The following is a 14604-nucleotide window of genomic DNA, read 5'->3' on the forward strand; positions in this document are numbered from 1 at the left end:
GAAGGCGGCGATGGCTTCGTCAACAGTGCCATTGCGCAGGGCCGGCCCGGCCAAGTCGCCACCCACCGGGCGAGTAATGGATGTGCTTGCGGCACTGTCGGATTCATCGGAGGGGCAGACATCAGCCGAACTGGCCAAGATATGCGGGATCAGCACTTCGACGTGCGCGCTGGTGCTGACCGAACTGGAGCGGCGCAGCTGGGTGACCCGTCACGAGGATCGCCGCTACACGTTGGGCAGCGGATTGTTCGCGCTGGTCCACAGCCTGAGAGGGCAATTCCCACTGTTGGACCGCGGCCGTGATGCGCTGACCTTCCTGCACACCACGCTGAGCGCGGGTTGTTCGATGTCGAAAATCGGGCCGACGCACCTGACGACCGTCGACGCGATCGGCCACGGCACCGACGGCGAGCACGCGGTCGGCCAGCACTTCCCCATCGGACCTCCGTTCGGCTTGGTGGCGATGGCCTGGCGTGACGACCGTGCTGTTGACGCCTGGCTGCAGCGGGTTACGCCGCGGCTGACCTGGGCTGAAATCACCGCGCATCGACGGGTGCTCGCCGCGATACGGGACCGCGGGTACGGAGCGTGGCGGTTCGACGCGGCGCACACGTCGCTGCACGACCGGCTCACCACGGTGCTGGCATCCCTGGAGCCGACCGCCCGGGTGACGCGCGAGCTGAGCGCGCTGATGACGATGGTCACGTTGCAATCTGTCACGCATACCCTCGAAACCGAGCTGCCATCAACGGAATTCGTCGTCTTGCCGATCTTCGGGCGTGATGGCCAGCCGGAGTACCAGATCGAGATCCACTTGGGCGGCCGTGACCAGCTCACCCTTGCCGACCTCGATGCCGCGCTCAGGCACGCCCAGGCGCTGCTAGTAGCGTGACCGGCCATGGGACGCGTGGACGGAAAAGTTGCATTGATCAGTGGCGGTGCCCGCGGCATGGGCGCATCGCATGCGCGGGCGTTGGTCGCCGAAGGAGCCGAGGTCGTAGTCGGCGACATCCTTGACGACGAAGGTCACCGGCTGGCACAGGGATTGGGTAATGCGGCGCGATTCGTAAACCTCGACGTGACGCAGCCCGATCAGTGGAAAACGGCCGTCGACGTCGCGCTGCACGAGTTCGGCAGGCTCAACGTGTTGGTCAACAACGCCGGCATCCTCAACGGCAACACCCTGCAAAACTTCCCGTTGGCCGACTGGCAGAAGATCATCGACGTCAACCTCACCGGGACCTTTCTGGGCATGCAGGCAGCGGTCGAACCGATGACCGCGGCCGGCGGTGGGTCGATCATCAACATCTCCTCCGTCGAAGGCCTGCGCGGCAGTCCCGGACTCTATGGCTACGTCGCATCGAAGTTCGGGGTACGCGGCCTGGCCAAGGCCGCCGCGTTAGAGCTGGCGCCGCAGGGTATCCGGGTCAACTCGATCCACCCCGGGCTGATCCGCACCCCGATGACAGCCGGCGTCCCGGAGGATTTCCTGCAGATCCCGCTGGGCCGCGGCGCCGATCCCAGCGAGGTCTCCGCCTGCGTCGTTTACCTGGCCTCCGACGAGTCGTCGTACTCCACCGGCGCGGAATTCGTCATCGACGGCGGACTGACCATCGGGGTACCGCACAAGACCATGTAGGCGACCGTTACCCCAGTTCAAAGCTTTTCTTGACACCTGTTTTGTAACGCGTTCTGGTCAGTTGGCTAAGATCGCACGGGTGAAGACCAAAGGCGCGCTTCTCTGGGAGCTCAATTCGGGATTCCGCATCGATGAGATCGAGGTGGGCGATCCCGTCGCGGACGAAGTCCAGATTCAGTTGCATGCCGCGGGCATGTGCCACTCCGACTACCACCTGACGACCGGAGCCACCCCGATCGGGCTGCCCGCACTCGGCGGCCACGAAGGCGCCGGCGTCGTTACCAAAGTCGGCAAGGGCGTCACCGACATCGCCGAGGGTGATCACGTCATCCTCGCCTTCATCCCGGCGTGTGGTCATTGCCCGCCGTGCCTGAAGGGCTTCCGGTCGCTGTGCGACCGCGGCGCGGTGTTGCTCGGGGGCAAGGCCATCGCCGACGGCACCTGCCGGGTGCGGGCCGGGTCTCACGACGTGTCACCGATGAACCTGCTGGGCACGTTCGCCCCGTACATGACCGTGCACAAGGATTCGGTCGTCAAGGTCGATCCCGCTGTGCCGTTCGAATCGGCTGCGCTGCTGGGGTGTGCGGTTCCGACTGGATTCGGCTCGGCCACCAACGTCGCCCAGGTTGCGCCGGGTGAGACGGTGGCGATCGTCGGTGTGGGCGGCATCGGGATGAGCGCGTTGCAGGGTGCGGTGCTCTCCGGTGCCAAACACGTGATAGCCATCGATCCGGTCGAATTCAAACGCGAGCAGGCCATCAAATTCGGCGCCACCCACGTCTACGAGTCGATGGCGGCGGCGATCGCGCCGATGATCGACGTCACCCATGGCCTGATGGCCGACAAGACCATCATCGCGGTCGGCGAGATGCGCGGCGAGATGATCGAAGAAGCGATGACGTTGACCGCCAAGACTGGCACCTGCGTGGTGACGGGCATGGGCGCAATGACTGACGTCGACGTCAAACTCAATTTGTTCCTGTTCACAATGTTGCAGAAGACGCTGAAAGGCAACATCTTCGGCGGCGGCAACTCCCATGTCGAGACGCCGCGACTGGTCGGGCTCTACAAGTCGGGCCTGCTCAAAATCGACGAGATGGTGACAGGCACGTACCGACTTGAAGACATCAACCAGGGTTACCAGGACATGCTGGACGGCAAGAACATTCGCGGTGTGATCCGCTATACCGAAGCCGACTGGTAGCTACCCTGGGGTTATGCCCGCCACCGTCGACGTCAGACGTGCGCAAGACCGGGCGGTTACCGAGACGTCTTGGCTGAACTCCAGGCACTCGTTTTCCTTCGGTGACCACTACGACCCGGCCAACACCCACCACGGCGTGCTGCTGGTCAACAACGACGACGTGGTGGCACCGGCTGCAGGTTTCGCTACCCACCCGCACCGCGACATGGAAATCGTGACATGGGTGCTGGACGGCTCGTTGGCGCATCGCGACTCCGCCGGTAACAGCGGGATGGTGTATCCCGGTCTGGCTCAACGGATGTCGGCCGGCACCGGCATCCTGCACTCCGAACGCAACGATTCGACCAGCGATCCCGTGCGTTTCGTCCAAATGTGGGTGCAGCCCGACGTGTCGGGCATCCCACCGACCTACCAGCAGCACGAGGTCGCCGACGATCTGCTCGCCGGCCGCCTGGCGACGATCGCCTCGGGAATGGCCGGACACGATCCCGCTATCACCATCCACAACGGCTCGGCGGCATTGCACGGCGGGCGCCTCCTGCGCGGTCAGACAGTCGAACTGCCCGCGGCGCCTTATCTACACCTGTTCGTCGCACGTGGCCGGCTGAACATGGCCACCACCGATGACGACGCCGAACTGGCCGATGGCGATGCGGTGCGGCTCACCGCCTCGACTGGCGCGCGGGTCACGGCCCATGAGCCATGCGAAATTTTGGTCTGGGAGATGCACACATCACTCGGCGACTGACGCAGCGACGCCTCTGGCCTGGAAAATATCGCGGCGTAAGCACCATCACCGCGACCGGCGTCATAGGGTGGGCCGGACGAAGAGGAGTCCGTTATGGCTGAACCCAGCGGCCGGCACGCCGCACCCGAAGCCGACGTGCCCGCGCCACCGCACCCAGATGACGTGCCCCTATCCGACCTTGCCAACCCCAAAGCGACGCGGACGGTGCGGTTCTGGACCGTCCCGATCGTCGTCACGCTGATCGTCTTGGCGGCGCTGGCCGCTTTTTACCTCGGCGGAATCCTGCGGCCGATGACCAACCTGCGCCACTTCCCCATCGCCGTGGTGAACGAGGATGCCGGGCCTACCGGTGCGCAGGTCGTCAAGGGATTGCTCGCCGGTTTTGAGAAGGACGACGCATACGACGTCCGCGTGCTGTCCCACAACGACGCCAAGAACCAACTTGATACCGCACAGGTTTACGGGGTCGCGGTGATACCGCCCAACTTTTCCTCCAGGCTGCAGGCGTTTGCGAAAAGCGCGCTCAACCCGGGCCGCGTCGAGCGGCCCATCATTCTCGTCTCGACGAATCCGCGGGCGGGCACCCTGGGGGCCAGCATCGCCAGTCAGACGCTGACACGTGCCATCACAATGGTGGATCACCGTGTGGGCGAGCGGCTTTCGCAGGAAGTAGCGCAGCAAGCGGGTCCAGGACGGCTGCCCGCTGCTGTGACGTTGATGCTGCAGAATCCGATCCAAGTCGAATCCACGGTGCACGATGTATTACCGGACGGGACCGGGAATGGGCTGTCTGCGTTCTACTATTCGCTGTTGCTGGTGCTGGCCGGCTTCACCGGCAGCATCGTGGTCAGCATGCTGGTGGACTCGATGCTCGGTTTTGTGCCCGCCGAATTCGGTCCGGTCTATCGGTTCGCCGGACAGGTGAAAATCTCTCGATTCCGAACGCTGTTGATCAAGTGGGCGCTGATGGTGGTGCTGGCGTTGCTGACGTCGGCCGTCTACATGTTGATCGCGTCGCGGTTGGGTATGCCGATCCCGCGGACCTTGCCGTTATGGCTCTTCGGGGCCTTCGCGATCGCCGCAGTTGGTATCACGTCCACGTCGCTGATCGCCGTGCTCGGTTCACTGGGTGTACTGGTCAGCATGTTTGTGTTCGTCATCCTAGGGTTGCCGTCGGCGGGTGCCACGGTGCCGTTGGAGGCCACGCCGCAGTTGTTCGACTGGCTGGCGAAATTCGAACCGATGCACCACGTCTTCTTGGGTGCGCGAGCGCTGCTGTATCTCAACGGTCAAGCCGACGCGGGATTGTCGCACGCCCTGACGATGACCACCGTCGGGCTCGTCATCGGTCTGCTGTTCGGCGGCATCGTCACCTGGATCTATGACCGCCGCGGCTATCACCGGCTTCCGCCAGGGTTCGAGGCATCCACTGCGGCGACGAGTGCATCCGAACCGACCGCCACCGCCGAGTGGACGACAGGGTCGACCAGCGCGCCGGAGTAGCACGCAAATGGCCAGCGGCCGAACGTAATTGGACCGCGCCTAAACCGTCACGCGACTGTTATGCGACTTTACCGGGCTATCGCCGCGGTTGATGTTGTGCTGGTTGTACCAACTTTCGTGCCGAAAGGGCAACCGTGCCGTCTCTCGTCGCCGCCTTCCGGCGCACCGCCGCCTGCTGCGCCGTGACGGCGCTGTCAATGACGCTGGCCACCAGCACGGGGCAGCCGGTCGCGCGCGCGGAGGCCCGCGACCTGTTGGCCAGTGCCATCGCCAACACCCAAGGTTCCTACCTGGTGTACAACTTCGGCAGTGGGCATCCGGCGCCGATGCTCAACGCCGGCGGTAGCTGGTATGACGGCGGCAGCGGAGGCCACCTGATGATCATCAAGGGTGCCTCGCAACGGCTTTCACCGCATCTGCTGGTGGACAGCCATAACGGCTACCAGGCGCGCTGTGAACAAAATCCCGGGGCGCGCACCGGCGACGGGTTGATGCAAGCCTCGGAGACTTACGCTCCCGTGCAGGCCTGGCAGGTGATGGGCCAGCCGACGATCGCTATCAACGCGAACTTCTTCGACGTCCGCGGCCAGAAGTCGGGCTCGTGGCGGTCCACCGGGTGTAGTTCACCGCTGGGTGCCTACGTCGACAACACTCACGGCCAGGGCCACGCCAATCAGGCAGTCACCGGCACGATTCCCTATGCGGGTAAACAAGGTCTGTCCGGCGGGGGTGAAAACTGGAGTGCATTGGCGACGATGGTTCTGCCGACCCATGGCCCGCCATCGGTGTTGTGGCCAAGGGGCGGCCGGGATGGTCATGACTACGATGCCGCCACTTCGGTTGTCACCGGCTTGGTCGACCGGGGCGAGTCGTTCGTCGCGGTGAGCGGGCTCGGCCTCTTGTCGCCGGGCAGCATTGGGCAGCTCCATGACGGTGGTCCCAGCGCCGCGCGCACGGCGCTTGCCTATTCGCGACCCCGCGACGAAATGTATGTGTTCCAAGGCGGCAGCTACACGCCGGACAACATCCAGGACCTGTTCCGTGGCTTGGGCAGCGACACCGCTATCTTGCTCGACGGTGGCGGGTCATCGGCGATCGTGCTGCGCCGCGACACCGGCGGCATGTGGGCCGGGGCCGGCGTGCCGAAGGGGAATTGCGATACCCGGGAAGTCCTTTGCGACTCGCGCGAGCGGTCACTGCCTAGCTGGCTTGCTTTCAATTAGGTTCGACGGCGGTGTGCTCAGGCCCAAACCGGAAGATCAGCAGGCTGACCGCAACCACCGTCGCAGCCAAAGCGATCACCGGGGCCACGGTGAACCGTGACATCGTGGCGCCGACGATGGCGCCGCCGCACATTGCGAAAATAACGCTGTAGCGGAGCTTTTCGCGTTGCCCGCTGCCGCCGGCCAGCCTGCTGTCGACACCGATACCGACTACCGTCGACGTGAGAACGGTGGTGCTCAGCTCCTGAATACCGAACTGGCGTGCCGTGGCATTCTGCACGCCGAACGTCGTTGCCAGCCCGCCGATTAAAAATAGTTTGGTGTTGGCTTGATAGCCGAGCACACCGGTGCCGGCCAGGATCGACAGCACCACCAACATGACGACCTCGATGCCCAGCGCAGTCGTGAGCCACCGACGGGTCTGCACGCCGAAGTGCCGCGTCAACCGGCCGCCGATCACGGTGCCGGTGAGGAAACTTACGAACGCAACGATCGCGGCGGTCAGATCGACGCCCGCCCGCGGGACGAACCAGAACCCGAGGAAGATGATGTTCCCCGTCATGTTCGCGACGAAGACATGACCGAGTACCAGCACACTGATCGCATCGACCAACCCGGTCGCGAACGTCAACAGCAGCAACGCGGCAACCGTCAATCGGTCCGATACCGGCGAGGCCATCACGTCAGCGGCCATGCGGTCCTTAGAACTTGGGCGTCAAATCCAGCGAGGTGATGGTCGTCATTTTGGTAACGAGCCATCGCGCGTGATCGCGTTTCATCACCAGCCGATAGGACAGGTACTTCAGCGAGGGAATGTCTTTGGTGGCCGGGCTGGTGGAACTGGTGTTGGTGTAGACGATGGCGGTGGCATCCGCACCGTTCAACGACTCCACCGCTGCCCCGGTGACCTGTGTGCTGTTGCTGATTTGAGCCTGCTTATTGGGCGCCACGATCGCATCGATGTATTTGCGGTAGGCCGCCTGGAAGTCGCCGCTGAGATACTGCGCCGCCCGATCAGCCAGCTTGTCCATGTTCTGCGGGTTGTACGTCCACAGCGTGGTGATTGCATTCGCGGCGGTGCGGGCGATGCGCAGCTTGGTAGCCACGGTGGCCCGTTCCTTCACATACGGTTGCAGGGTCGCGCCCGCGAACGCCGCGGAGCAGACGAACAATACGGCCGCAACAACCGCAGCGACCACCGACCATCTGCCAGCGGACCGGCGGTGCCGCCTGCCGGCTTCGGTCGCCTCCCCGGCCTCGTCGGCCGTCGGCTCGTCGTCTTCGGTTGTGCCGTCGTCGGTTTCGTCGCCAGCATCCGATTCACGTTGTCCGGCTTCGGCTTCAACCGTGTCGGCGGAGAGGTCGAATCCCGACTCGCGGTCGGAAATCTCGTCGGTCAGATCACCTTCTGCAGGCTGCTGATCTTCCACTGGTCGCCTTCCCGCTGAGCAGTTACCACCCAGCGAATTATGTTATCGATTATCTGCTTCTGGTCCGGCGTCTTAAACGTGATGTCGGTGGCCACCAGAACATTCGCGCTGCCGTCGTCGTTCCATCTCTCCACCCCAGCTTCGCGAGTGGTGCCTTTGGTCGGTTCCGCCTGAGCGGTCTGGATGAGGATCTGGTTCTTTTCGTCGCGGTATTGTTTGGCGAAATCGCCTGTCGCCTGGGCTAATACCCGGTCTACATATGCGTTGGCGTTGAACGGATCCAGCGTCGTGAACCCGGCCATGAACGATCGAACGAAGCCGAGTACGTCGACTTCCCTCATCGCCACCTCGTGATGCGATCTCTGCTTGACCAGAACGAAGGAGGATAGCCCGATCCCGCTGGCCGCAAGGATTCCCGCGACGACCATGGCGACCGGCATCGCCCAACCCCGTGACGGCTTCCACCACCGCCGCGGCAGCTTCAACCGCAGCCGCAACCTGGACCGCAGCGTTGATTTGGGCGTCCGCCCGTCGAAGAACGGCACCTCGTCAGGCTGGATTCGGCGGCGGGGGCTCATTTTTGCCCCTGAACGGGTCTTGGTTTTGCCACTGGATCCAGGTTGTCGACGAGCCAACGCCCGCCTTCGGCCTTGAATGAAACCCGCACGGTGGCGGAGATGGGGCGTTGCTCGTTCCCGTCGCCGCGGTGCCCCTGCAGAAAAAGCAGCATCGTCGCACGGTTCCGTGCTGCGGACAGCACCGTGCTGTCGACCGCCCAGTACTCATTGACGATGGGTCGGCGTTTCTTCGCTGCCTCTTGTTGTTCGACCAGCTTCGGCCGGTATCCGTCGGTCGTCAGCGATTGAGCCCGCTCGAATTGCTGCTTCAATGATTTCGGGTCGTAGGAAAGCATTTCGGCGACAATCTTCGGTCCCTGCACCGAAATGGCGTCGCGCGTCCGGTCAGCCGCCCTATCAGGCAGATAGACTGCCACGACGCTTGATCCTGCGCCGGCGATGCACAGCAACGCCGCGGCGGCCACGACGGTAGCGGCCTTTCGCCCGATGCCAGCCGGTCGACTGTCCGGTTCGACCCGGCGAACCTCGGTGCCGAGCAGCAAGTCGGCGAAGGTACGCCGCCGTGGATCCCACAGCGGCCATAGCCAACCGATGCAGACCGAATAGGTGTCGAGCGCGTGGGCAAGCTCTCTGCACAGCAGTCGCCCCACGCCGACAGAAGCACCGCCCTGGTGCACGACTGCTATCCCCATTAGCGCACGCCCCAGGCTCCAACCGCTGACCGCCGGCAATATCACCCGGTTAACCCATGCCAGCAGCATGGCGGTCGCAAGGACGGCGAGGCTCGCCCACCACCATGCGCTGTAAAACGGCACCGCCAACCAAACCATCAGAATCGTCGCCACCACGGCGAGGCCGGGCAACACGTCGACGAGGTATGCGGCTGCCCGAATATGCCAGCGCGCCAGCTCATTCGACGCTGCGTCGTCGACTGCCGGTGTGGTCTCGGTCTTTTCGAGCACCACCGTCACTTGGCCACCTGGTCAAGCTTCGCGATCCGGTACTTGCCCTCGTCGGCAACCATCGTGACCCGCAACCGGTAGCCCACTTCTTGGTTCTGCGCCGCGCTGTTGGAGACCTTGACGCGCAGCGGTACCAACACGTCAACCGAACCATCGTCGTTGTTGCGTTCCACTGCCGCGCGCAGATCCGACACCTGGACTTGAGCGTTGGCAGCCTGATAAGCCTCGACGAGCAAGCTGCTGTACAAGATCGCTTGGGATCGGTAAGCCCCGGTGCCACACTCGATCATCTTTTGCGCGGCAGTGGCCATCGCTTGTGTATCGGGCGCCTGGGTTGCCGTGACGCAATCCTTGGCGGCGGCCACGGCCGCTTCGTCTCGGCGTGCGAGAGCCTCGCTCTCCTGGTGCGAACGCAGCGCAACGAAATAGGCCGACGCCCCGAGTCCGCCGGCCAGCACCACGAGCGCTGCTGCGATACCGACCAGCCAGCCGCCGCCCAGACGTGAGGGCCTTCTACCGTCGTTGGTCGACTCGGCCGCATCCTCTGCGTCGGTGTCGACGTCGAGATCCGCCTCGTCCGTCGCTTCGGTGCTGGTCTGCTCGGCTGCGGTCTCGGGCTCCACCTCCGAAGCCGAATCCTCGGTCTCGTTCGGATTCAGCCGGCCGGCGCCAGCATCGCCTTCCATCCGTCATCTCCTGTATTGCTCGAGTTGTTGACGGAGTATTTGGAACCGTCAGGGCCCACCACCTCGCCACTCATCGGACTATAGGCGGCGGCCGGTGGCCCGCCCGGAGTGTAGACGCACGGGTTGGGCTGCTGCCCGTTGCACTGCACGCTACCGGTACCCGGCCGCTGCAACGGATCGCTCTTCGGCGGCGGTGTCAGACCTCCCGGCGGCAGCCGGTCGGCGGGCAGCGGGTTCAGCCCGTTATTGACCGACGGCGCCGGTATCACGTGGCCGGGATCTACCGGCTGATCACAGCGGGCCCCAGGCGCCGGGCAGTTCCGGATCTGGTTGGGGTCGCCGAACCATGGGTTGGTACCCAGCGGCACGTAGGGTGCGTTGCTTCGGCAGTCCTGCGGTGTGGGCGCGCGTTTGCCCGGCACATCCATACACGGCATGTTGCGCGCTCCGCGAACCACATTGGCCTGGTAATCCTGCGGGATCCTGCAGTAGTTCCCTTCCCGCATCGGCGCAATGCTGGTATCCACCGGTGCGCGCCACTCCGGCGCCGGCCTAAAGCCGGTCAAACATGGCGGCGGGTAGTTGATCGCCAGCGACAGGTCCAGCGCCGCCATGTGGTCCTTCTCGTACGGCGCGGAGATCGACTGCACGATCGACCCCAGCTGCGGCAAGAACACCAGCAGCTGCTCGACGCCGGGGTGGTAGCGCTTGAGCATGTCGATCACGATTTCGAGGTTGGCCAGGGTCTGCGGCAGCGAGTCGCGAACGCCGCTGAATACCGAGTTGACCTGATCGGCGGTTGGCGCCGCTTGGGCTAGAACGCTTTTCAGATGCGAGTCTTCTTCAGCGGACTCCCTACCCAGAATGTTCAGGTTGTGCGCCCAGCGGTCGATCGCGCTACTGGATTGCGCCTGGCTGTCCAGGATCGGGGCGGAGTTCTGAATAATGTCGTCGACGTCGTTGATGTTGGTTTTGAAGTCGCTGACGATCGCCTGAGTGGAGTCGACCAGCCGCTGCAACGCCGGCCCCAATCCGCCGACTGCCTCGGCGGTCTCGTCGAGCAGCTGGCCGATCTTGTCCTTCGGCAGCACTTCCAACCCGCGGTTGGCGGTGTCCAGCGCCGGACCGATCTCGCTGGGCACCGTGCCATGGGTGATGGTGTCCCCGGGCGAGAAGAACCCCTGCGCTTTGCCTTCCGAGACCAGGTCCAGATACTGCTCACCGACCGCTGACACCGAATGCACGTTGGCCACCGAATCCAGCGGGATCTTGTACTGGTTGGCGATACTCATCGTCGCCTGCGCACCCCGCTCGGTGGGCTCGACGTCGGTCACCTTGCCGATAGTGATGCCGCGATAGGTCACGTTGGCCGTCGGGTACAGGCCGCCGGAGGCCGGCAGGTTGGCCTTCAGATGGTACTGGCCGATGCCCATCAGGGTTGGAATGCGCAAGTAGTACACACCCAACACCAGCAGGGCAACCACGGTCAGGATCGAGAACAGGATCAGCTGGCGCCTGATAAAACGAGTCAGCATTGCCGGTCCGCCCTCTCCACCAGTGGTCCCCCAGGGGCGTCGTTCGGGTTCGTCGTGTAGCGCACATCGGGAATCATCGTGGCGGGGTCCCGACCAAATGACTGATCCAGTGCGCGCAACGCGCCAGAGAACCCGGTGCCGGTCAGGAACGCGTTGTCAACTGCCGACAACGACGTGTCGACCTCAAGCGACGAGTTCATGAAGTCGCCGCGGATCAGCTTCGGAGCGGTGTCGAGGTCGAACGGTGCGGTGAAGACCAACTTCAACGCGCCCAGCAGATCGGGCGAGGCCTTGCCCAGTTCCTTCAGCGGGCACTGCAGCAACTGCAGATCTTGGTGCAATGGTCCGCGCGCTTCGCCCAGGTATAGGGCGGCAGCTTGGCTGAGCTGGCCCACCGACTCAACCGCGTCGATCAAGTGCTGCTGATATTCCTTGTTCGCGAAGTACTTGATCACCGGCGGGAACTCGGTCAATGCCCGATCCAGCACATCCGACCGTTTAGCCACGTAGGCCAGCAGCCGGTTGGTGGAGTCGATCGCGTGGGTGATGTCGTCGCGCTGCTCGTTGAGTTGGCGGGTGAAGGTGTCCAGCTTTCCGAGGAAGGCGCGGATCTGCGGACCCCGGCCCGTCAGGATGTTATTGACCTCGTTTTGTAGGGTCTCCAAATTCGGGAGCCCGCCGCCCCGCACGATCAGGGCCAGACTGGCCAGCGTCTGCTCGGTGCTGGGGAAAGCCGACGAATTCTTCAGCGGGATGCACGGCCGTAACTGCGTGCCCGGGCAGGGGCCCCCGTTTTTCAGCAGCTGCGGCGACGGATCGCGCGGCACAGCCAGCTCGATGTGCTGAGAGCCCAGCAAGCTGGTCTGCCCGATCTTCGCGGTGGCGTTCTTGGGTAGCTTGACGTTCTTGTTCAGGCTCAGCGTCAGGGTGGCCACCCAATTTTTCAGCTCGATTTTGCGGATGGTGCCGACGAAGACGTCGGCCACCATCACCTTGCTGTTGCCGTTAATAGCCAGCGTGTCCGGCATTTGCACGTAAACGGTGTAAGACCCGCCGCCGCTGCCCGGCCCACCGGGGAGCCGTACGTTCGAGATACCCCGCCACCCGCACGAACTCAGCACCAGCGCGGCCGCCAGCAGAACCAGTCCTTGCCAGGAACGGTGGCGGGCCTGGCTCATCACTCGCCGCACAAGCCGCCCGTTCGACTTGCTCCGCGCGCGCCACGCGCTCGTCATGCGCCTCACTGGCCGCCTCCTGCCGGTGCGCCCGCCTCAGCGGGCAGCGGTGGTCCTGCCGGTGCCGGCCCAGGCGCCGGCCCAGAGAGCGGCGCCGGCGTCGGCGCGACCGGACCCGGGACCACCCCCGGTCCCGGTGGCGGCGGCGGCACCGGAGCCGGATTGCCAGGCTGCCCGATGTAGGGAAGTGGACCGGGCTCCTCGTTGTAGGCGTTCGGGTATCCGGGCGGGGTCTGGTAGTTCGATTGAACCGGCGCGATGTCGGGCCCACCCATCAGTTCGGCAAGCGAATCGGGGGTCAGCAAGCTTGCCGTCACCGGTCCCACGTTGACGCCCTGCATGCCCGGGGCGGTGATCCAGCCAGTCTGGGTGTTGCGGTGCGACGTCGGTGTGTCGGGCACCCAGATCCCGGGCACGGTGGTGTCCTTGTAGCCGTTCGGCGGGTGCAGCCTCGGCTCGGAGTAGGCGACCTCTTTGGGCAACGTCGCGGCGGTGCTGAACAAGTTGAGGCCAAACGGCGGGTAGTTGAACTTGATCGCGTCGAGAATCGGCGCCAGGTACTGCGCGCAGAGCTCGGCGGATTCCTGGTAGCCCAGCCGGCTGCCGGCCTGGATCGCGCTGCAGACGAATTCCATCGGGTTCGCGAAGCCCATGGCTCCCAAGGTTCCCGCCGGCTGGCCGACGATGGCACTCTGCGCCGGGTGGTAAATCAGGTTGGCATTCGACAGCGCCGTCGGCAGGACATGCAGGCCGGTTTCCAGACCGTTCAGCGGGTCGGGTTGGACCAGTGAGTTGGTCGTATCGGCGAGGTTGTTGATGTCGTGCGTCAGCACCTCGGCGTTCTTGTCGAGGAATGGCCGAACTGTGCTGAGCAATCCGTCGAGGTTCTGTATTGCGTTGGCCAAGTCACGATCAGAGCCGGTCAAGCTGTCGGTGAATTGGGCCAAGTTCTTGTTCAGCGCGACGAACTTTTGGTCGTCGGCGTGCAGGGCATTCACGAACAGCGCCAGGCTGCGGACCACCGCGAAGAAGTCGCCGCGACCTTTGTTGAGCGCGGTCAATGCCCGCGAAAGGTCGTTGAACGTGGTGTTGATCTCTTTGCCCTTGCCGGCCAGCCCATTGGCATAGGCCTCGATGACGTCGCCAAACGGCCCTTTGGGCTGCTCCTTGGTGGGACCCAGTTTCGAGATCACGTGGGTGATCGAGTTGCGCAGCGAGTCCCACTCGGTGGGCACCTGGGTGCGCTCTTCCGGGATCACCGCGTTGTCGGCCAGCACCGGACCGCCCTTGTAGGGCGGCTCCAGCTGGATGAGCCGGGATGCCACCAGCGTCGGGTTGAGGATCAGGGCCTGCGCGTCGGCGGGCACCTTGTACTTGTTGCTGTAGTGGAAGGTCACCTTCATCTGGTTTTCGTGGGCCTTGTCGTGGGCCGGCTCGACCTTGTCGATCGCACCGACCTTGACACCCATGATCTCGACCTTGTCCCCGGAGTACAGGGCGTTGGCCTCCGGGAAGTAGGCCACCACAGTGTTATTGGTCACCTTCTTGAACAGCCAGACACCGACCCATACGAGGGCAATCGCCAGCACAATCGCCAGCGCGCCGATGATCACCGACGCCCGTGACAGCTTCGGCAGCCGGACGTTGCGGAAATCAAAGACAGTGCTCAACTTTGACCTCCTGCCGCGCCACTCTGACCTCCCGAGCTGCCTCCGGCGCCGCCGGGGATGCTGCCCTGTACGCCGGGCGCGATGTACGGCGCCGGCAGCTGGTTGCCGGGTCCCGGAGGTGCCGGGGGTCCGGGTGGGTAGCCGGGTGCGAACGTGGACGGCGGCGCGACCGGCCCCGGGGGCCCCAGCGG

14 protein-coding genes and 1 pseudogene are annotated in these 14604 nt (G+C 64.3%); 6 read left to right on the forward strand and 9 right to left on the reverse strand.

Going from position 1 to position 14604, the window contains the following annotated elements; all coding sequences use genetic code 11:
* Positions 1–76 precede the first annotated feature (76 nt).
* From WBF82_RS15610 to WBF82_RS15635, 6 genes are all read left to right on the forward strand, one after another.
* Positions 77–892, forward strand: a complete 816-nt coding sequence (locus WBF82_RS15610; protein ID WP_424383907.1) for a MarR family transcriptional regulator — start codon at positions 77–79, stop codon at positions 890–892.
* A gap of 6 nt (positions 893–898) precedes the next feature.
* Positions 899–1639: a glucose 1-dehydrogenase gene (locus tag WBF82_RS15615; protein WP_424383895.1), complete on the forward strand. Its 741-nt coding sequence runs from the start codon at positions 899–901 to the stop codon at positions 1637–1639.
* A gap of 79 nt (positions 1640–1718) precedes the next feature.
* Entirely contained in the window at positions 1719–2843 is a 1125-nt protein-coding gene (locus WBF82_RS15620) for an NDMA-dependent alcohol dehydrogenase (RefSeq protein ID WP_424383896.1), read from the forward strand.
* Between the two features lie 13 nt (positions 2844–2856).
* Positions 2857–3591: a pirin family protein gene (locus WBF82_RS15625; protein ID WP_424383897.1), complete on the forward strand. Its 735-nt coding sequence runs from the start codon at positions 2857–2859 to the stop codon at positions 3589–3591.
* Between the two features lie 93 nt (positions 3592–3684).
* Positions 3685–5094, forward strand: coding sequence for an ABC transporter permease (locus WBF82_RS15630; RefSeq protein ID WP_424383898.1), 1410 nt, complete (start codon positions 3685–3687; stop codon positions 5092–5094).
* A gap of 197 nt (positions 5095–5291) precedes the next feature.
* On the forward strand, positions 5292–6317 hold the full coding sequence (locus tag WBF82_RS15635) for a phosphodiester glycosidase family protein (RefSeq protein ID WP_424383908.1): 1026 nt from the start codon (positions 5292–5294) through the stop codon (positions 6315–6317).
* Here WBF82_RS15635 and WBF82_RS15640 read toward each other — a convergent pair.
* The 9 genes and pseudogenes from WBF82_RS15640 to WBF82_RS15680 all read right to left on the reverse strand — a co-directional run.
* The gene (locus WBF82_RS15640; RefSeq protein ID WP_424383899.1) at positions 6310–7011 is read right to left on the reverse strand and encodes a YoaK family protein; all 702 of its coding nucleotides are present in this window, start codon (positions 7009–7011) and stop codon (positions 6310–6312) included. The two genes, WBF82_RS15635 and WBF82_RS15640, sit on opposite strands and share 8 nt — an antisense overlap.
* 7 nt (positions 7012–7018) lie before the next feature.
* Entirely contained in the window at positions 7019–7747 is a 729-nt protein-coding gene (locus tag WBF82_RS15645) for a mammalian cell entry protein (protein ID WP_424383900.1), read from the reverse strand.
* Positions 7714–8325, reverse strand: coding sequence for a mammalian cell entry protein (locus tag WBF82_RS15650; RefSeq protein ID WP_424383901.1), 612 nt, complete (start codon positions 8323–8325; stop codon positions 7714–7716). Before WBF82_RS15650 ends, WBF82_RS15645 begins: the two co-directional genes overlap by 34 nt.
* Entirely contained in the window at positions 8322–9296 is a 975-nt protein-coding gene (locus WBF82_RS15655; RefSeq protein ID WP_424383902.1) for an RDD family protein, read from the reverse strand. The genes WBF82_RS15650 and WBF82_RS15655 overlap by 4 nt, the downstream gene beginning before the upstream one ends.
* Complete coding sequence (locus tag WBF82_RS15660; RefSeq protein WP_424383903.1) at positions 9293–9973, reverse strand: hypothetical protein; 681 nt, start codon at positions 9971–9973, stop codon at positions 9293–9295. Before WBF82_RS15660 ends, WBF82_RS15655 begins: the two co-directional genes overlap by 4 nt.
* Positions 9943–11508: an MCE family protein gene (locus WBF82_RS15665; RefSeq protein WP_424383904.1), complete on the reverse strand. Its 1566-nt coding sequence runs from the start codon at positions 11506–11508 to the stop codon at positions 9943–9945. Before WBF82_RS15665 ends, WBF82_RS15660 begins: the two co-directional genes overlap by 31 nt.
* Positions 11502–12686, reverse strand: coding sequence for a virulence factor Mce family protein (locus tag WBF82_RS15670; RefSeq protein WP_424383905.1), 1185 nt, complete (start codon positions 12684–12686; stop codon positions 11502–11504). Before WBF82_RS15670 ends, WBF82_RS15665 begins: the two co-directional genes overlap by 7 nt.
* A 62-nt stretch (positions 12687–12748) precedes the next feature.
* The gene (locus tag WBF82_RS15675) at positions 12749–14413 is read right to left on the reverse strand and encodes a virulence factor Mce family protein (protein WP_424383906.1); all 1665 of its coding nucleotides are present in this window, start codon (positions 14411–14413) and stop codon (positions 12749–12751) included.
* Positions 14410–14604, reverse strand: a pseudogene (locus tag WBF82_RS15680) (ice-binding family protein); the annotation flags it as partial. The pseudogene WBF82_RS15680 and the gene WBF82_RS15675, both read right to left, overlap by 4 nt.

Origin of the sequence: Mycobacterium sp., assembly GCF_049673265.1 — a bacterium.
In the GTDB taxonomy this organism is placed as follows: domain Bacteria; phylum Actinomycetota; class Actinomycetes; order Mycobacteriales; family Mycobacteriaceae; genus Mycobacterium.

What these genes read in the sequence shown, in the direction of transcription:
- WBF82_RS15630 (WP_424383898.1), top strand. Translation starts at nt 3,685, where the DNA reads ATGGCTGAACCCAGCGGCCGGCACGCCGCACCCGAAGCCGACGTGCCC.
- WBF82_RS15635 (WP_424383908.1), top strand. Translation starts at nt 5,292, where the DNA reads ATGACGCTGGCCACCAGCACGGGGCAGCCGGTCGCGCGCGCGGAGGCC.
- WBF82_RS15615 (WP_424383895.1), top strand. Translation starts at nt 899, where the DNA reads ATGGGACGCGTGGACGGAAAAGTTGCATTGATCAGTGGCGGTGCCCGC.
- WBF82_RS15650 (WP_424383901.1), bottom strand. Translation starts at nt 8,325, where the DNA reads ATGAGCCCCCGCCGCCGAATCCAGCCTGACGAGGTGCCGTTCTTCGAC.
- WBF82_RS15610 (WP_424383907.1), top strand. Translation starts at nt 77, where the DNA reads ATGGATGTGCTTGCGGCACTGTCGGATTCATCGGAGGGGCAGACATCA.
- WBF82_RS15640 (WP_424383899.1), bottom strand. Translation starts at nt 7,011, where the DNA reads ATGGCCGCTGACGTGATGGCCTCGCCGGTATCGGACCGATTGACGGTT.
- WBF82_RS15665 (WP_424383904.1), bottom strand. Translation starts at nt 11,508, where the DNA reads ATGCTGACTCGTTTTATCAGGCGCCAGCTGATCCTGTTCTCGATCCTG.
- WBF82_RS15625 (WP_424383897.1), top strand. Translation starts at nt 2,857, where the DNA reads ATGCCCGCCACCGTCGACGTCAGACGTGCGCAAGACCGGGCGGTTACC.
- WBF82_RS15670 (WP_424383905.1), bottom strand. Translation starts at nt 12,686, where the DNA reads ATGAGCCAGGCCCGCCACCGTTCCTGGCAAGGACTGGTTCTGCTGGCG.
- WBF82_RS15660 (WP_424383903.1), bottom strand. Translation starts at nt 9,973, where the DNA reads ATGGAAGGCGATGCTGGCGCCGGCCGGCTGAATCCGAACGAGACCGAG.